Below are 16,943 nucleotides of genomic sequence, written 5' to 3'. Positions count from 1 at the left end.
ACTAATCTCGTGCACGGAGCCGCTTTTCGCCACTCAGCGTAATGGCTCTGATACATTGAGAAAGTTGACCGCGCTCGCCGCATGGCGTTCCCACCGCGAAACAGCAAACTGTATGGGCCAAAATTATGGACAAGCTATTGTCGCTTCGGGCGTTCGTGGAAGTCGCTGAGACAGGCGGTTTTTCGAGTGCGGCACGACGCCTCGATCTGGCAACATCTTCGGTCATGCGCTCTGTCGATTCGCTTGAGAAGGAGCTTGGCGCGGCACTCCTGAATCGGACCACCCGCCAGGTGACCTTATCCGACGCGGGAACCTCCTACTACGCCAAGGCGAAAAAGCTGCTCGAAGATATGGCCGACGCCGATGCGTCAGTTTCGGACAGAGGCGATGAACCGTCGGGCCCACTACGCGTTTCCGTGCCCGTCGCATTCGGCTCCCGACGGATCGCACCTTCCCTCGCAGCGTTTCTGAAAAAATATCCAAAGCTGGAGTTGGACGTCAAACTGAGCGATGCCTTTGTCGATCTGGTCAGCGAGCGAATAGACGTCGCTATTCGCCTTGGTGAGGTCGCTGCCACGGCCGACGTCGTCAGCAAGCGCGTCGCCATCTTCGCTCGTTATCTTGTCGCGAGCAGCGAATATCTCGATCGAGCAGGCTATCCCAAGTCTCCTGACGAATTGGTAGACCATGAATGCCTTCGATTCACCTACACGACAGAACCTCAAGTCTGGACGTTTTCGCGTGACAAGGAAGAAAAGCGCGTGCCGGTGACGGGCAGACTCAAGGCAAACAGTTCCGAAGTATTGCGCGAAGCCGCGTTGGACGGTATGGGCATCGCGTTGCTTCCCGACTGGCTGGTGGCGTCGGACGTTCAGTCAGGCGCCCTCACCCGGCTGTTCGCCGAGTACGAGGCGGGACCGAACGACGCACGGGCTGTCGTGAGCGCGCTGTATCTACCGAATCAGCGGGGATCGCGAAGAGTCAATGCGTTTATCGATTTCGTGTCCGAACTGGCGGGCAGCCCTCAGTGACCGCTCACGCAGAGTGCCGATCTCTGAACCGGTTCTTACGTCAATCATCGGCAACTGGCATTCGGTAGATGCCGGCAAACGCCGGCAACACCCTCCTCAATCTTTGCGCACCACGCAATGGTGTGTAGCGTGCCGTTGGGATTCCGCCCCAGCCCCGTCTCTCCTACCCTTACACACATCAACCAACCGCGCAGACATGCAGCATCGCGGCATGTCCGTCAACGACGAACACGACGTCTCACAGTCTCGTTGCGGAAGGATCAGGTAAGGCGCGCTGCATCAGGCTATGCCTTGAAATGCAAATGGCGGAGCTGCAAGGCGCGCCTCACATCTTTGACGGAGATACACCATGACGAAGCACCTTTTTAACCCGATCAAACTGGGCCGCCTCTCCCTCGATCACCGCGTTGCGATGGCCCCCCTGACGCGCTCGCGTGCCGGTCAACCGGGAAACGTGCCGACGGACCTGAACGTCGAATACTATCGGCAACGCGCCAGCGCGGCACTGATCGTGAGTGAAGCAACGCAGATCTCACAGCAAGGTCAAGGTTATGCGTGGACGCCGGGTATCCATACGGAACAGCAGATTGAAGGCTGGCGTGCTGTCAGCAAGGCTGTCCATGAAGAAGGCGGCCACATGTTCCTTCAGTTGTGGCACGTCGGCCGTGTCTCGCATCCCGTGTTCCAGCCGAATGGCAGCCTGCCTGTTGCGCCGACCGCCATGCCCGTGCCCGGAAAGACGTTTATTCTCGACGAGGCCGGCAATGGCGTGTGGGGTGACGTACCGGTGCCGCAGGAACTGACAGTTGAAGGCATACGAGAAATCGTCGCCGACTACCGGCGTGCTGCAAGCAACGCGATCGCGGCCGGCATGGACGGCGTTGAAATTCATGCTGGGAACGGCTATCTGCTGGACCAATTCATCAACAGCAACAGCAACCATCGGCAGGACAGCTACGGCGGCAGCATCGAAAATCGCGCCCGCCTGCTGCTTGAAGTCGTCGCCGCTGTCAGCGACGAAGTGGGTCCGCAAAACGTCGGAGTTCGCCTCACCCCCATGGGACGTTTCATGGGTATGGGCGATGAAACGCCTGAGGCAACGTTCGGCTACATCGTGAGAAGACTCAATGAATATGGTCTCGCCTATTTGCATCTCGTCGAACCAGCGATGGTGGGTACGGTGAAGGACGAGAACTTCGACCCGCGGTGGGACGCCATTATCAAACTGCTACGAGGCGAATACAAAGGCATGCTGATGATTGCCGGCGGCTATGACCGTGAAACGGCCGAACAGGCGATCGCCAGCGGCCGGGCCGACATCATTGCGTTCGGACGGCCCTTTATCGCGAATCCGGACCTGCCGGCCCGTCTGCGCGACGGACACCCGCTGAATGCCGCCGATAGTGTCCATTTTTTCGGTGGGGATGTGACTGGCTATACCGACTACCCGACCATGAACTAAGCGTCGGCTCTCGCGGGGCTGAATTCAGTGCCCCCCGCTCTTGCGCCCAATAGCAAGCTCGATCGAGTCGAGCAGTACTTCTTCCGCAAAGGGTTTGCGCAGGAAACCGACCGCGCCGTGCTGCATCGCCCGCCGCACCGCCTCGTCGTCGCCATGCGCGGACATGAACACAACCGGGATACGCCGGTGTTCCGCGTTCAGTTGCCGTTGCACTTCGAGACCCTGCATGCCTTGCATTTTAAGGTCGAGCAAAACACACAGCGCATCGTCGACCACCGGGGAGGCGAGGAATTCCTCTCCCGATGAGAAAGTCACAGTCGCATAACCCACTGCCTTAAGAAGGTTTCCAACGCCACTTCGTACCGAGGCGTCATCGTCGACGATGCAAACAAAGCTCATAGCTGCCAATACTCCAATTGCGCCGACGTAGTAACAGAGACAAATATCCGGCGCGATATTTACTGCTTCAGGATGATCATCGCGTCCGACGTATCAATTCCCACATTTTTGCCAGCTCGATGAGCGTCTTTGCCCGCATCTTGCTCATCACGCGCCGTTTGTGAACCTTCACCGTCACTTCCTGCGTGCCCAGTTCATGCGCGATCTGCTTGATCATCCTGCCTTCCACCGCAAGTTCGAAGACATCCATTTCACGCGGCGTCAGCGACGCGGCACGCTGCAGCACCTCCGCATTGAATGCGCGCGCCGAGAGGTTGGCCTCGTCCTGTGCGAGCGCCCGCCTCACCGCGTCGAGCAGTTCTTCGTCGTCGATAGGTTTGGTGAGGAATTCATGCGCCCCTGCCTTGATCGCACGCACCGACATCGGAATGGAACCGTACCCGGTCAGAAAAATAATCGGCACCTGCACGCCCTTCTGCGCGAGCTGGCTTTGAACGTCGAAGCCGTTCGTGGACTGCAGGTTCATATCCAGCAGGATGCACATCGGTACGCTGGGCAACTCTTTCGAAAGTATCTCCGCGGGCGACGCAAAAACCTGCGCGTTGAAACCCGCTGAGCGCAGCAGGCGCCATAGCGCGTCGCGCACCATTTCTTCGTCGTCGATCACATAGACGATCGATTCGCGCTCCGAAGGACCAGGCATTTCAGATTCCAGAAAGATTGGGATTTGAGTGCCGTCATGGTACATGAGACCAAACTCCGAAAAGTCCTTTCCAGGCCGCATTGGCACTCACTTCATCTCGATGCGACGGATTCTGCCGCAAGGCTGTTACCGAGCGTCGCCGCCCTGAAACCGCGCCCGTAAGGCTGCTCGTAAGGCGGCTCGTAAAACGGCGCTAGGTAGGTCGCGTTTCTCGTCAGCACTTCATCCCCCTCGTCCGATTCGTACAGTTTGCGCAAGGCATATTCGCGCGTCGTTTCGAGCAGGAAGTACTCTTTGGTCTTGCTGTCGAAGGTCGTCATGACGACGCACTTGGAGGCAAGGCCTACGATCGCCTCCATCACTTCGTGGGACGATAACCGTTCACAGGCTGCGACGGCACAGGCCGCTTCCAGGGAAAACCTTGCTGGGAAAATACCGAGCCTGTGCAGCACGATCCGCTCCGTCGCGCCGAGAAGCTGATAGCTCCATTCGAGCGTAGCCTCCAGCGTCTGCTGCCGCGGCGGCGCAGTACGGCGCCCGCCCGTCAGAAACTGGAACCGGTCGTCGAGCCCGGAAACCGTCTTGCGGATGCCGAACACTGCTGCACGGGACGCTGCCAGTTCGAGAGCAAGCGGCACGCCGTCGAGCCGGCGGCAGATCGTCGCGACCATCTCGAGGCTGCCAGGGTCGGTCTCGACGTCGGCATTGAGTGCACGCATCTGCGCCAGAAACATCCTTACCGAACTGCTGGCTAAAATCGCCTGCGAGCCCGCCTCCGCATCTGGGGTGTCGAGCGGCGCGACCCAATAGAATTTCTCGTCCCGAGTTCGCAGCGGCTCACGGCTCGTCGCCAGAATGCGCAGGTCCGCGCTTGCCTGGACGAGCAGCTCACACACGGTTGCCGCCGACTCGATCACGTGCTCGCAGTTGTCCAGCATGAGCAGCAATTTGCGTCCCTGGACCGCGGCGACGAGCGAATGTAGCGTGACGTCGTCTGCGGCACGGCCGACGCCGAGCGCTTCGGCGATCATGCTCACGACGCCCTGAGCATTGTCCACCGCGGCCAACGTGATGAAGCACACTTCCAGGTCCGACGCAGCCGCGATTGAGCTCGCCACCGCAATACCGAGTTGTGTCTTGCCGATGCCCCCCGGCCCGAGCAAGGTGACAATCGGCGTCCCATTCAGGGCCCGCGTGATTTCAGCAATTGCACCGTCGCGTCCAATTAAGGGCGCATGGCAGACCGGCAGGCCGTTCAGACGCGTCGCGCCCGTTTGTCCGCCCTGGGCAGCTCCGGGCAAGGCGGCTGCCTCATTCCCTTCCGTCGGGACGGTGAGCCGGTAGCCCCGCCCCGAGATCGTGCGAATCGTGAGCTTGTCAGCGCCTAAGATCTTCCTGAGCGCCGAAAGCTGGACATGGATATTATTTTCTTCCACCACCGAATGCGGCCACACGCGTCGAAGAATCTCGTCTTTCGTGACAGTCTTGCCGCGCGCCTCAATCAGCAGTTCAAGGATATCGAATGCTCTTGAGCCGACCTGCAGCAGCCGGTCATCCAGGTATGCCTCGCGCATTTCCAACGACACTGTTACTCGACCGATCTTTATCATGCTGCACTCACGCCTGGTTGATTAGCGGGACGGGCACGTTCGACGACTGCACCCTTTGCACTAACGCGGCCGGTGCGAGGCTTGCGTCGTTAGAACCATACTAATTGGGAAATTCATCCGAAACTATTATCCATAGGGATACGGTGCCCACGGTTGGTGCGTGCCCGCCAATGACGGCCTCCGGCACAGTGACCGCGCGCAGCCAGCGGCCTTACATCACACCTTGGTATGACTGCCTCATGCTCCCGGTCAAGCGCGGGGCACGCAGAATCACGCCTCCTCGGGATAGATGCCCTCGGACACAATACAAACGAATGCCGTTGCCTTTAAAACGCACTCCACCGAAGACAGTATGAATCCCAGAGGAAACACCCGGTATTCGGCAGGCAGGCCGAATGCAACGGCCATCAATCCAATCGTGCAAAGAAACGCATAGGCGACGCGCGCTGAACGGCTTCCGGTCAGAACGAAGAACACGAGCGCCAGCCATAGAAGCTTTGCGGCGACGCAGCACACCACCTCCCGTGCTGTGCGACTGAACCAGACCTCGAATGGAAGCTCGCAGACCGACCAGACGGCCGTAGCGACGACGACCCTTCGCGTCCATCGCCCGAGAGTCAACTCAGGCGTTGGCAGATCGGACGTATCCCACCCCTTCATATCGGCCAGACCGGCGTCCGGCAGAAACGCCAGATCGCTTCGATTCATGTCGTGCTGCGGATTGTCCAGATATCGCATGATGGTTCTCCAGGTTTCTTCTCGGAATCTGACTCGTTCTGACGCGAGGACCGCGGGGACCCTGCCGCCTACCTTCATGCAGCCGCTCCGCGTTGAAAACATTATTCGGCGACGTGATCCGCCGCTCTTGTCAGATCGCCTTCGCGGTTTACAAAACGCACGGCGCGTAAGGAGGCGCGTTCGGCGCGCGCAGCAAGCGGCGTGCGAATACGAAACGGGCGGGCATTTGAACAAGAGCCGTGCTCGACGGCGAGCCATGCTTTCACCTGATGTTCCTCAACGAACGTCAGGTCACGCTTCAAACCGCGGGAGTTCCTCATGCATCTCAGTGACGTCCTCGATCTGTCACGCGCCCAGTTCGCAATGACAGCGATTTTCCACATCATGTGGCCGATTCTGACCATCAGTCTTTCGGCCTTCCTCGTACTGATCGAAGTGTTGTGGCTGCGCACCGGCAACATCGACTACTACCGGCAGGCGCGCTTCTGGAGCAAGCTGCTGGCGCTGAACTTCGCGGTGGGCGTGGTCAGCGGCATCCCGATGGAGTTTCAGTTCGGCACCAACTGGGCCGGTTTTTCCCGTTACGGCGGACAGTTCTTCGGCGACATCCTCGGCTTCGAAGGCGCGATGGCTTTTATGCTCGAAGCGGGCTTCATCGGCGTGATGCTGCTCGGCTGGGGACGCGTGCCGCGCGGCGTGCATCTCTTCGCCACCTCGATGGTCGCGCTGGGCTCCAGCATCTCCGCGTTCTGGATCATGGTCGCCAATTCGTGGATGCAGACGCCGGCAGGCATTACGGTCGAGAACGGCAAGATCGTCGTGACCGACTACGCCGCCGCGATCTTCAATCCGGATACGGTCTGGGGCGTCACGCACATGTGGGTCGCGGCGATCGAAACCGGCATGTTCGTGATCGCCGGCATTTCCGCATGGAATCTGTTCAAACGCCGCAATCCGGAATTCTTCGCCCGCTCGTTCAAGATTGCGCTGCTGGTGCTCGTATTCGCCGCGCCGATCCAGATCTGGCTCGGCGATTCGAGCGGCGGCAGCGTGTTCAAGACCCAGCCGGCAAAGGGCGCGGCGATCGAGGGGAACTGGATCACGAACAAGCCTGGCACCGGTGCGTCATGGTCGCTGCTCGCGTGGCCAAACCAGAAGGCGCAGCGCAACGACTGGTCGATTGAAGTGCCGGGCATGCTGAGCATTCTCAGCACCCATACGCTGCACGGCCAGGTCAAAGGCCTCACCGACTTCCCGCCGGCCGACCAGCCGCCGATGATTCCGCTGCTGTATTACGCGTTCCGTGTAATGGCCGGCATTGGTTTCGCGTTCATGGCACTGGCGTTCTGGACTGCATACGTGCTGCGCAAGACGCGCGGCAACCTCGAGCGCCTGCTCGCTCAACGCAAGCTGCTGCTCGCATGGGTACTGTGCATTCCCCTGCCCTATGCGGCGGTCGAGGCCGGCTGGATCGTGCGCGAGGTAGGCCGCCAGCCTTGGATCGTCTACGGGCTGCTACGCACGAAAGACGCTGTGTCGAGCGTGGCGCCCTCGTCGGTGACCCTGAGCATGGTGATGTTCTTTGCCTTATACGTGGTGCTGCTGCTCACCTTCTTCGTGCTCGCGCGCAACTGGCTGCGCACCGGTCCCGATCTCACGTTGACTCCGCCCGCGCCAGTCAAAGCTGAAGCAGCGGCGGCCGTCACCGGGTACTAACCCATTCCCGTTACGAGGAAATCTCATGGACAACTCGATTCACACGACGCTCGCATTCACCTGGTTCGGTTTGATCGGCCTGATGCTGGTGTTCTACGTCGTCACCGACGGCTTCGACCTCGGCATCGGCATACTCAGCCTGCTACGCAAACGCCGCGAAGATCACGACGTGATGGTGCAGACGATCGGCCACGTCTGGGACGCCAACGAAACGTGGCTCGTCGTGCTCGGCGGTGCACTTTTCGGGGCGTTCCCCGAGGCGTATGCAATGCTTCTGCAGGATCTGTATCTGCCCGTCATGGCGCTCATCGCGGGTCTGATCATGCGCGGCGCCGCCATCGAATTCCGCCATAGCGTGGCGCACGGTCCACTGTGGGACAAGGCGTTCGGTATCGGCAGTCTGATCGCCGCTATCGCCCAGGGCGTGGTGCTCGGCAAGGTCATCACGGGACTGTTGCCGGGCGAACTGAGCGGCGTGTTCGTCGCCGTTTCAGCGGTCGGCGTGGTGGCCGGCTATTCACTGCTAGGTTCGACCTACCTCGTCAATAAGACCGTGGGATCGCTCGAACAATGGGCGCGCCGGATCGCGCTGCTGAGCGCCTTCATCACGGTCGCCGCGGCCGCGCTGCTGACCGCCGCGACCTGGTTCATCAGCGCCGTCGGCCACGACCGCTGGACCCAGCCCGGCGTGCTTCATCTGCTGATTGGGCTCGGTGCGGCTGCGGCGTTCGCATTCGCCTACGTCATAGGTTCGCTGAGTATGGGACGCTCGCGCGGGCCGTTCCGCGCGTCGGTCGCCCTGTTCGGCGTGTCGTTCGTTGGTCTCGCGGTCAGCCTCTTTCCCGACTTCATTCCGGGCAAGCTCGGCATCGTCGAAGCGGCATCCGATTCGTCGACACTCGTGTTCATGCTGATCGGGATCGGACTCATCTTTCCGGTGATGATCGGCTACAACCTCTACCAGTACTACATCTTCCGCGGCAAAGTGCTGACCGGTTCACACGCGGGTGAGTGAACAACGCATTGAGTACACGAAGTCCAGCCTGGTCCTTTGCAGCAAAGCCGACTTAGTCGGCTTTGCTGCATCAGAGCGCGACGGCATTGTCTAGTACGGTGCGCAGAATCATCGCACCCGTGTTGAGCGGCGCGGGACGGCAGGGACGGGGCTTGTAGATCGCGTCGCCCGGCTGGATCGCGCGTCCGCTCATGGCGCACACGCCGGCCAAGCGCGCGCGGCTTGCGTGCCAGATCTGATCGCCATAGGAACAGCGGGTCGGGTCGCGCCATATGACCGTCGCGGTCGACTGCGACGGCCGGTCGATCACATGCACCTGGACTTCAAAGCGTTTTCCCATGACCGGCAGATCGCAGTTCTTGCGGCCGTTCTGGGAGACGGCCGCTGCCAGGTCGTTGACGCCGGAGTCGGTGTCACCGGACAGGACGGACAGCAAACCGAGGGTTTGCATCCAGGGATCGGTGAAATTCGCATTCGCCTGCATGATTGCACTCCTGTTTCGGATAGTCCGGTTGATCATCGAGGTGGCTCTGGAGAGGCTGCCAATCCAGCACGGCTGGCAGGGCGTCCGGTTGCGCTGCTCAAGCGCTGTCCTGTACGCGCGCCGGGATGGCACCGTGGCCGTGGCCGCTTCCGCCACTGTTACCCCCGCCGTTTCCGCCATTGGCTGAAGTCTTCCAGTTGAGCAGTACGCATGCCATCAGCGTCCGGGCATCGCGAGCACTTCCCACGCCTTCCAGCGATGACAATTCGTCATTGACTAGCCCGGTTCCGGACTGCCGCAAGAATGTTTCGCTGACTTCCAGAAACGCGTGAATCTGTTTAGCGATCGACATTCGCTTTCATCCTCCAGCAATAAGGGGTTTCTCCTACGAGGCGTTTGAACACCGTCGTAAAGTGAGCCTGCGATCGGAAGCCGCAGCTCAGTGCAACGTCGAGCACGTTGTGTCTCGACTCGACTAGAAGATGCTGTGCGCGTTCGATCCGACGTCGCAACAGGTATTCGTGCGGTCGCATGCCGGTCGCGCGACGGAACTGCGAAGCGAAATGCATGCGGGTCAGCCCCGCGCTGCCGGCGATGTCCGCAAGCCCGATCGACTCGGACAGGTGCGCGTCGACGTATTCCATCGCGCGGCTGAGCCGCCATGACGGCAATGCACTCGCTTCGCGGGTCTGCCGTTCCGCAACCGTGAAGTGACGTGCGATCATGCGCGATACGATTGCGAGACTGACGCTGTCGGTGAAGACTTTGCCGAGCGCGGCGTCGTCAGACTGCGACACGGCAAGCGCCTGACCGAGTCGTTCGAGCGCAGGGTCGCGCACGAGCTTCGGATCGTCGATACGGATATCGCCCGCATGCGGGCGGCCGAACAGGTCCTCGAAGCATTCGCCTAGCACCTGCTGGGAGACGAAAAGATGCAGTACGTCGCCCGGCGACTCGAACACGGCGCTGCACGGTACCTCCGGTGCGGTGATCTGCACCGCGCCCGCCGTCACCCGACCGCGCACGAGCGTCCCGCCAGCGTGAACGAACGTCAGCGATGTGCACTTCAGGTTCATGGCGACGCAATGGAGCGCGGCGCTACCCGGATTGACGACCTCCAGCGGCTGGGCATCGTTACGGGTCCAGCGCGACACGAGAATATTGCTTCGCTGCCGCGCGTTGGCGTGATCGTCGCCGGGGGCACGCCATTGATGCTCCACGGCGATCGCGCTGCCCCGGCTCCTCTGGACGACGTGCGCAGCGGGCAAAGTCAACGAGCTGATCATGATCTGGTCATCCGATTGAGTGGTGAGACGGTGCCCGGTTGATCCGGCACTGTGATGCTTCCAAGGTATCGCACTGGAAATACTGCAACTAGCCCTACATACGGTTGCTCGCCATGACCAATGGTTGGGTCGACTCATATCCAGGTTTAGTCACGCCGCAAAAGATGCGGACAGCACGCCACCCCGCCTGGCCGCGGCGAGCGCCAGAGCATGTCGGGTTGAGACAAGACAGAGACAGGATAGAAACGGTTCTTTTGCCAGAAGCGGTGAGCGACCTATAGGACCAGTACGACCTATACGAAGGTATGAGATCGATACCCATCATGACCGCGTGAACCACGCACCAACAACAGACCGTCCCGCACGATGCTCAGGTACGCGAATTGCGCGCCGGCGTCGCCATGCCCCGCGGCGGCTTGATACCAAGCGCCTCCGCCTTCAGCACGAAGTCGGCGAGCGAACGAGCACCCATCTTGCGCATCGCCTGGCCGCGATGAATCTTGACGGTGATTTCGCTCAGACCCATTTCACCCGCAATCTGCTTGTTCATCAGCCCGGCCACAACGAAGGCCATGACTTCGCGCTCGCGCGCGGTCAACGATTCGTAGCAACGCCGCAGATCCGCGACGGACCGGCTGGCCTCGCGCCGCTCCTCGTCGCTCGCCAGCGCATGCGCGACAGCGTCGAGCATGTCCTGGTCACGAAACGGCTTGGCCAGAAAATCCTTCGCGCCGGCCTTCATGGCTTTGACTGTCATGGCTATATCGCCGTGCGCGGTCATGAAGACGATCGGCAAACCGAGTTGACTTGCCGCGATCTGTTCCTGCACCGCGAGCCCGCTTTGACCTTTGAGGCGAACGTCGAGGATCAGACAACTCGGCACGTCCGGCATGTCGTAGGCGAGGAATTCCTGCGCGGAGCCGAAGGTTTCGACACCGAGCCCGACCGAACGCAGCAACATGCTGACGGCTTCGCGCATCGACTCGTCGTCATCCACGACATAGACCATGGTGCAGCCCGCGTCGCTGCCGGCATTGCTACGCACATCACTGCTCATGACATCTCCCTTCATCAACGGGCAGAATGAACTGCAGCACCGCGCCGCCTGCTGCCGGCGACTCGGCCCAGATACGGCCGCCGTGTGCCTCAACGATCGAACGGCAGATCGACAACCCCATACCCATGCCCTCGGCTTTGGTCGTAAAAAACGCATTGAACAAATGGCCGCTGTTTTCCTCGCTGATCCCCGTGCCTGAATCCTGCACGATCACCTGCACATGCTCGTGGTCGAACCGGCGCGTGGCGATCCGGAGCTTGCGCGGCCCGGTCACATCGGCCATGGCCTGGACGCTGTTCATGATCAGGTTGATGAGTACCTGCTGTAGTTGCACACGATCGCAGCACGCCGTGGGCGGGGGCGCCGCGAGGTCGCTTTTCAGCTCGACGCGATGGCGCTCGAGTTCGAGCCGCACCAGTTCGATCGATTCGCCGACGATCCCATTCAGATCGACCGTAGCCGGAAGACGGTCGCGCTTTTTGGCCATTGAACGGATCCGCTGAATGACCTCGTCCGCGCGCTTCGCATCGCGGATCATCTGCGTGACAGATTGCGCCGCTTCGTCGATCTCCGGTGCAGGACGGTTCAGCCAGCGCAACGCGGCAGCGCCGCACGTCACGATAGCCGCGATCGGCTGCGTAACCTCGTGCGCAACCGAAGCAGCCATCTCGCCGAGCATGGTGATGCGCGTGACGTGAGCAAGTTCCGCGGTGGAGCGCGCGAGCGCTTCCTGAGCGAGATTGAGCATTTCTACCTGTTCGTGCAACATCGCCGTCGCAGCCATGTTTCTCAATGCCAGTCTCGATGTGGTGGCGATCGCCAGCAGGCTCACCGCGCACCGCGCAATCGCGCCGCCAGAATAAGCGCCATTGTGCGAGATCATGAAGCCGAGCAACATCAGCGCCACACAGCCCCACGCGGCCGCGATCGTGGCCGGCCGGTTGCCGGCCGAGGCGACCAGCAAGACCACCACCCCATAGAACACGGCTGCCGCGATGTCAAGAGAGGTCAGCGCGGCGATCCCGAACACGGCGAGCGCGATCACGGCGGCGAGCGTCGACACGACGCGGACGTCGGGACGCACCGGGGGGGAAGCGCGTCGGCAATTTTTCATGGCGGGCGGATCAACAGGCCGGCAGCCGGCAATTGGCCAAGTTGGTCGAAAGGGAACAGACAGGCGTGGACATAGGCGTTCGAAACGGCGTTCATTGACGAATACCGGAAGCCTGTCCATCTGGATGACGGCCAGGATGGCTGTCAGCGCGCATGACACTCAGACCTACCGGTGACCGATAGCTTTTAAGCTGAATGTGATCATGCGCGGGCCCACGTCAAGGGCGGTACTTATTTTTCCTTAATCGTTCCAAAATCACGGCTGCGCGGCTACCGCCCCCGGCCGCCGCGCAAGCGCATCCGTCAGTGCTGACCGTAGTCCTTGCGCGCCACGGGAATGACGCGGACCTTCGCATACTGAAAAGCTGGAATCGACTTGACCGCGTCGCGCGTGGCGCCCGCCCACACGAGCTTGCCATTCACATAGTCCAGTTGCGACATCGGAATCGCCACGTCGTGCTGGGACACGCCGAGAAACTGATGAGCCGCCACGATCGCGAACGACGCGGCGTTATCCGGCGCGATGATGATGTCGTGGAGTACCCCGACTTTCTCACCACTGTCGTTATAGATGCTCTTGCCCAGCAGGCTCTTCTTGGTACTCCAGCCTTCGACGATGAGCTGCGACTCCTCCACGCTGACGCCGATGGTCTGCGTGCCCGCGACCTGTGCGCTTGCCGACTGGCACACCGCACCAAACGCCGACGTGGCTAGAAATACAAGTGCCCACTTTGCCTTCATGATAATTTTCTCCAAGAATTGCGTTGGTTTCAAAACGATAAATTACACCAAGATGGGGGCGCCTGTGGTGTGGCGTGCCCATGTCGCGCTGCCCACTACTTTGAACCGGTTGCGCTCGCGGTGTTTTCGAATTCGCACGGTTTCGGCGTTCATGCACTCAATTTGTGGTGCCTTGTGCGCCGTCGTCAGATCAATGGTCAATGGCCACGCTGCGGCCGCAGCGTCACCGTGCAGGTCATGCCCGTCGCGAGCTTGACCCCGGCGGGAATCTGATCCAGATGAATGCCGCCTAACCGCATTCGCTGATTCTTGCGTCTGGCGGCGCGTCGGAAGAACCCGCCACGGCAGGTGCAGCGGCCGGAACGTTGGCGGAAGCAATGGCCTGCTCGCTGGCCGCAGCCGTGATCTGCAGCAAATGGGTAGCGGCTTTGAAATCGTCCCAGTCGAGACCCTCGGTCAGTCTCGAACAGGCCGACTTCAGGAGCTGTGCAGCCTCCGCACTTTGGCCTTGCGCGTGCCAAAGCCGGCCGAGGCTGGTCGCGGCCCGCAATTGCAGCGTGCGGCAGCCTTGCATCAGCGACTCCTCCAACGCAACGACCAGACACGCCTCTGCATCCCTTGCCATTGCTTTGGACGGGGACGCGCCCGTCGGCTCCATCAGCAGCAGTTCGCCGTGGATGCGCCTGAGTTCGCTGGCATACCAATGGTCGCCGGTTTCGTCGCACTGAACCAGCGCGCGCACTACGGCGGCAATGCCCTCTTCCCGCTGACCGGCGCGGCCAAGCGCAAAGCTGTACTGTCCCGTGAGCATGGCGCGCGGCGCACCGAACTCGAGCGACTCCAGATCGTCCAGCGCGGTGCGGAAAGCGTGCAAGCGCTCGGGTGACACGTCGTCCATCGAGCACAGGTACTCCTCGAAACAGCGGCAACACGCTTGCGACACGTTCAAACCCGCGCGCGCCGACACCTCCTTCAGCAACGCGATCGCGTGGGCTGCCCTGTCCCGCTTGCCCGACAACAGCGCCAGCGGGACAAGCGCCTCGACCAGCACATAACTCGTGACCATCGCCTGTTGCTGATCGCAAGCGTCGGCCACGCTATCCTCCGCGAGCCGCAGCGCCTGATCGCGGAAACCCTGCAGCCACAGCACGCGCGCGAGCGTCGCACAGCCGACGATCCGTTGATCGACGGACTGGCCCAGCGGCAGGCGCTGATGCAAGCCGTCGCCGTGCCGCAGCAATTGTTCGAGCGACGCGCGGGCCTGCCGTTGATCGCCTGTGTAATGCGACGCGATGCCGAGCAGCCGGTCGGCGAGCACCGCGCAACCCGTGTCGCCCGCCTCGGAGGCGAGCAACGCGAAGCGCCCGGCGAACGCCAGCGCATTGCGCGCCGCACCGGACGATTGACTGGCGTTCCACATGCCCCACAATGCGCGGGCTTCGAACGCATGGTCCCCAAGCGCAATCGCCGAGGCGAGAACCTCGGACCAGATGCCGAAGGTTTCCTGGTTCGGTCCGTTGACGTAGAGAAGAGCCGCCGCAAGCGCCGCTTTCAGTTGCATATGCACACGGAGGTGGCGGGTCGAGCGCGAGCCATGGTGGGTCGCCGCGACCGCATCGAGGGCCCGCCGCGCCCATGTGCAGCACTCGTCGACCATCGATAGTTCATAGAGAAGAAACACGACCTTCACGGCCAGCGCTTCGACCACCGTTTCGCCCAGCGCTTCGCCGCCCTTCGGCGATAGAGCCCAACCCAGTGCCATGCGCAAGTCGTCGAGCAGCACGCGCATCTGTTGATGCCAACCGTCGGCGAAGGCGCTCACGGGGTCCGCGCGGCTCAGCGCTTCGCGCTCCAGCACACCAGCGAAGTAACGCGCATGATTGAGCATGACGACGCGCTGCTCGCCGTTATCCTCGAGCTTCTGCATCGCATACGCACGCGTGGTTTCCAGCAGGCGATAGCTCGCCCTGCCGCACTCCATGCACCTCACCACCAAGGACTTTTCCACCAGCCCCGACACCGCCGCGATCACCTCGAGTTCCCGCAACGCGCCGTCGCTCACGACGGCGATCGCAGCGTCCATCGTGAAGCTGCTCACAAAGATGCCTAGCCGGCGCAGCGTCGTGCGTTCAGCATCGTCGAGCATCGCGTGGCTCCAGTCGAGCGTCGCCTTCAAGGTCTGGTGGCGTGGCAACGCGGTGCGATTGCCGCCGGTCAGCATGTCGAAGCGGTCGTCGAGATGGCTTGCCAGTGTCGCAATTCCGAGTATCGCCGCGCGTGCCGCTGCCAGTTCGATGGCCAACGGTATGCCGTCGAGCCGGCGGCATACCATGCCGGTCAGATGGATGCTTGTTTCGTCGAATGAGAAGCGCGCGTCGATCGCGCGGGCGCGTGACAGGAATAACTCGACGGCGCTGCATTGCAGGACATTCTGACTCTGCTCGTCCTGGGCGGGCACCTGCAGCGAAGCGACCCAGTACAGGTGTTCGTCCACGATGCGCAGCGCCTCCCGGCTGGTTGCGAGCACGCGCACGGCGGGACCGGCGCCGAGGAGCGTCTCGGCAAGCTCCGCGGCGTGGCCGAGCACATGCTCGCAGTTGTCGAGCACGAACAGCACGCTCCGCTCGCGGAACTCCTTGCTGATGCGCGCGAGCGTGAGCGGCCCGCTCGCCGGATTCACGCCGATGCTGGCCGCGAACGCCGCGAGGACGCTACTCGCATCGGAGGTCGAGGCGAGCGCGACCAGATAGACGCCGTCCGGAAAGCGCGCCAGCGAACCGCGTGCGACTTCCACGGCCAGACGGGTCTTGCCGATGCCGCCCGAGCCGACGAGCGTCACATGGCGGGCCGAAGCGAGCGCCAGCGAAACATCGTCCAGCGCCTGGTCCCGTCCGATCAGCGCCGACAAATTGACAGGCAGGTTGTGCGGAACGCTCCCGCCTTGCATGACGTCGTCGAGCTTGTCGTCATCATTAGCGTTGCTGAAGGCAGCCGCAGACGAAGCCCTTTGAACCAGCCGGTAGCCTCGTCCGGACACTGTCTGTATCAGTCCGCGACTTTCGCCCAGCACCTTGCGAAGCGCGGACATATGAACCTGAAGATTGTTCTCTTCAACGATCGCGTCCGGCCAGACCTGTTTGAGTATCTCGTTCTTCGACACCAGCCCGCCGTTCGCGGCGATCAGCACGGCCAGTATGTCGAACGCGCGGCTGCCGAAGCGCACAGGCTGGCCGTCGAGAAACACTTCCCGACGCTCAACGTCTACCTGAAGCGGGCCAATGTGAATCATTACCTGAGCATCCCAAACACAGCGGATAAAGGAACAACTGGGGGAAGACGGAGGGGAGAACTGAGGAAAGAACACTCAGCGTCGAATCCCCCGGAGTCTAGAGCAGCGACGACCTCGCATGCGCGGAAAAAACTGAACGTACTGTTCAAAAAATTTGTACTAAGCGCGTCCGGCCTCGCCCCCGACCTGACCGCGCTGGACATCGCAACCGAGCGCTGCGCGTGCTCCCAACCGGCCTCCGGCCCGCTCGGCAAGCGCGGCCGCAGGGCGCCTTCGCCTAGCCAGAGCGGGGTAATCTT

The 16,943-nt window shown here is 61.6% G+C and carries 16 protein-coding genes; 4 read left to right on the top strand and 12 right to left on the bottom strand.

The genetic code is table 11. The annotated features are described in order from the left end of the window. Positions 1-125 precede the first annotated feature (125 nt). Entirely contained in the window at positions 126-1,031 is a 906-nt protein-coding gene (locus GNZ13_RS03765; RefSeq protein ID WP_172160627.1) for a LysR family transcriptional regulator, read from the top strand. A 349-nt stretch (positions 1,032-1,380) separates the two neighbouring features. Continuing rightward, a complete protein-coding gene (locus GNZ13_RS03760; RefSeq protein WP_172160626.1) occupies positions 1,381-2,493 on the top strand; it encodes an alkene reductase in 1,113 nt (370 codons plus the stop codon). 24 nt (positions 2,494-2,517) lie between these two features. On the opposite strand, the gene GNZ13_RS03755 is transcribed toward GNZ13_RS03760, so the two are convergent. The 5 genes from GNZ13_RS03755 to GNZ13_RS03735 form a co-directional block, all read right to left on the bottom strand. Continuing rightward, positions 2,518-2,892 (bottom strand): response regulator transcription factor, encoded by a 375-nt coding sequence (locus GNZ13_RS03755; RefSeq protein ID WP_172160625.1) that lies wholly within the window; start codon positions 2,890-2,892, stop codon positions 2,518-2,520. Between the two features lie 76 nt (positions 2,893-2,968). Beyond that, the gene (locus GNZ13_RS03750; RefSeq protein WP_172160624.1) at positions 2,969-3,595 is read right to left on the bottom strand and encodes a response regulator transcription factor; all 627 of its coding nucleotides are present in this window, start codon (positions 3,593-3,595) and stop codon (positions 2,969-2,971) included. A gap of 92 nt (positions 3,596-3,687) precedes the next feature. Beyond that, positions 3,688-5,205 carry an ATP-binding protein gene (locus tag GNZ13_RS03745; RefSeq protein ID WP_172160623.1) on the bottom strand — a complete coding sequence of 506 codons (1,518 nt, stop codon included), beginning with the start codon at positions 5,203-5,205 and terminating at the stop codon, positions 3,688-3,690. Positions 5,206-5,475: 270 nt separating this feature from the next. Beyond that, a complete protein-coding gene (locus GNZ13_RS03740; RefSeq protein WP_172160622.1) occupies positions 5,476-5,943 on the bottom strand; it encodes a hypothetical protein in 468 nt (155 codons plus the stop codon). A gap of 101 nt (positions 5,944-6,044) precedes the next feature. Continuing rightward, positions 6,045-6,245: a hypothetical protein gene (locus tag GNZ13_RS03735; RefSeq protein ID WP_172160621.1), complete on the bottom strand. Its 201-nt coding sequence runs from the start codon at positions 6,243-6,245 to the stop codon at positions 6,045-6,047. A gap of 16 nt (positions 6,246-6,261) precedes the next feature. Between GNZ13_RS03735 and GNZ13_RS03730 the strand changes: the two genes are divergently transcribed. Next, positions 6,262-7,659, top strand: coding sequence for a cytochrome ubiquinol oxidase subunit I (locus GNZ13_RS03730; protein WP_172160619.1), 1,398 nt, complete (start codon positions 6,262-6,264; stop codon positions 7,657-7,659). Between the two features lie 25 nt (positions 7,660-7,684). Continuing rightward, positions 7,685-8,674, top strand: a complete 990-nt coding sequence (locus tag GNZ13_RS03725) for a cytochrome d ubiquinol oxidase subunit II (protein WP_172160617.1) — start codon at positions 7,685-7,687, stop codon at positions 8,672-8,674. A 70-nt stretch (positions 8,675-8,744) separates the two neighbouring features. On the opposite strand, the gene GNZ13_RS03720 is transcribed toward GNZ13_RS03725, so the two are convergent. From GNZ13_RS03720 to GNZ13_RS03690, 7 genes are all read right to left on the bottom strand, one after another. Continuing rightward, on the bottom strand, positions 8,745-9,158 hold the full coding sequence (locus GNZ13_RS03720) for a DUF3331 domain-containing protein (protein WP_172160615.1): 414 nt from the start codon (positions 9,156-9,158) through the stop codon (positions 8,745-8,747). Positions 9,159-9,255: 97 nt separating this feature from the next. Further along, on the bottom strand, positions 9,256-9,510 hold the full coding sequence (locus GNZ13_RS03715) for a hypothetical protein (protein WP_172160613.1): 255 nt from the start codon (positions 9,508-9,510) through the stop codon (positions 9,256-9,258). Continuing rightward, positions 9,497-10,444, bottom strand: a complete 948-nt coding sequence (locus tag GNZ13_RS03710; RefSeq protein WP_172160611.1) for a helix-turn-helix domain-containing protein — start codon at positions 10,442-10,444, stop codon at positions 9,497-9,499. The genes GNZ13_RS03715 and GNZ13_RS03710 overlap by 14 nt, the downstream gene beginning before the upstream one ends. 370 nt (positions 10,445-10,814) lie before the next feature. Beyond that, positions 10,815-11,501, bottom strand: a complete 687-nt coding sequence (locus GNZ13_RS03705; protein ID WP_172160610.1) for a response regulator transcription factor — start codon at positions 11,499-11,501, stop codon at positions 10,815-10,817. Further along, a complete protein-coding gene (locus tag GNZ13_RS03700) occupies positions 11,491-12,615 on the bottom strand; it encodes a sensor histidine kinase (RefSeq protein WP_172160608.1) in 1,125 nt (374 codons plus the stop codon). The genes GNZ13_RS03705 and GNZ13_RS03700 overlap by 11 nt, the downstream gene beginning before the upstream one ends. Positions 12,616-12,917: 302 nt before the next feature. After that, positions 12,918-13,355 (bottom strand): PRC-barrel domain-containing protein, encoded by a 438-nt coding sequence (locus tag GNZ13_RS03695; protein ID WP_172160606.1) that lies wholly within the window; start codon positions 13,353-13,355, stop codon positions 12,918-12,920. A gap of 289 nt (positions 13,356-13,644) precedes the next feature. Then, the gene (locus tag GNZ13_RS03690; RefSeq protein ID WP_172160604.1) at positions 13,645-16,644 is read right to left on the bottom strand and encodes a winged helix-turn-helix domain-containing protein; all 3,000 of its coding nucleotides are present in this window, start codon (positions 16,642-16,644) and stop codon (positions 13,645-13,647) included. Between the last annotated feature and the right edge of the window lie 299 nt (positions 16,645-16,943).

It is taken from the genome of Paraburkholderia elongata (genome assembly GCF_013177735.1).
GTDB classification, from domain to species: Bacteria; Pseudomonadota; Gammaproteobacteria; order Burkholderiales; family Burkholderiaceae; genus Paraburkholderia; species Paraburkholderia elongata.
This window is presented reverse-complemented; position numbering and strand designations above follow the sequence as displayed.

Excerpts from the sequence above, each read along its gene's own strand:
- GNZ13_RS03765 (WP_172160627.1), top strand. The coding sequence starts at position 126 with ATGGACAAGCTATTGTCGCTTCGGGCGTTCGTGGAAGTCGCTGAGACA.
- GNZ13_RS03760 (WP_172160626.1), top strand. The coding sequence starts at position 1,381 with ATGACGAAGCACCTTTTTAACCCGATCAAACTGGGCCGCCTCTCCCTC.
- GNZ13_RS03755 (WP_172160625.1), bottom strand. The coding sequence starts at position 2,892 with ATGAGCTTTGTTTGCATCGTCGACGATGACGCCTCGGTACGAAGTGGC.
- GNZ13_RS03750 (WP_172160624.1), bottom strand. The coding sequence starts at position 3,595 with ATGCCTGGTCCTTCGGAGCGCGAATCGATCGTCTATGTGATCGACGAC.
- GNZ13_RS03745 (WP_172160623.1), bottom strand. The coding sequence starts at position 5,205 with ATGATAAAGATCGGTCGAGTAACAGTGTCGTTGGAAATGCGCGAGGCA.
- GNZ13_RS03740 (WP_172160622.1), bottom strand. The coding sequence starts at position 5,943 with ATGCGATATCTGGACAATCCGCAGCACGACATGAATCGAAGCGATCTG.
- GNZ13_RS03730 (WP_172160619.1), top strand. The coding sequence starts at position 6,262 with ATGCATCTCAGTGACGTCCTCGATCTGTCACGCGCCCAGTTCGCAATG.
- GNZ13_RS03725 (WP_172160617.1), top strand. The coding sequence starts at position 7,685 with ATGGACAACTCGATTCACACGACGCTCGCATTCACCTGGTTCGGTTTG.
- GNZ13_RS03720 (WP_172160615.1), bottom strand. The coding sequence starts at position 9,158 with ATGCAGGCGAATGCGAATTTCACCGATCCCTGGATGCAAACCCTCGGT.
- GNZ13_RS03715 (WP_172160613.1), bottom strand. The coding sequence starts at position 9,510 with ATGTCGATCGCTAAACAGATTCACGCGTTTCTGGAAGTCAGCGAAACA.
- GNZ13_RS03710 (WP_172160611.1), bottom strand. The coding sequence starts at position 10,444 with ATGATCAGCTCGTTGACTTTGCCCGCTGCGCACGTCGTCCAGAGGAGC.
- GNZ13_RS03705 (WP_172160610.1), bottom strand. The coding sequence starts at position 11,501 with ATGAGCAGTGATGTGCGTAGCAATGCCGGCAGCGACGCGGGCTGCACC.
- GNZ13_RS03700 (WP_172160608.1), bottom strand. The coding sequence starts at position 12,615 with ATGAAAAATTGCCGACGCGCTTCCCCCCCGGTGCGTCCCGACGTCCGC.
- GNZ13_RS03695 (WP_172160606.1), bottom strand. The coding sequence starts at position 13,355 with ATGAAGGCAAAGTGGGCACTTGTATTTCTAGCCACGTCGGCGTTTGGT.
- GNZ13_RS03690 (WP_172160604.1), bottom strand. The coding sequence starts at position 16,644 with ATGATTCACATTGGCCCGCTTCAGGTAGACGTTGAGCGTCGGGAAGTG.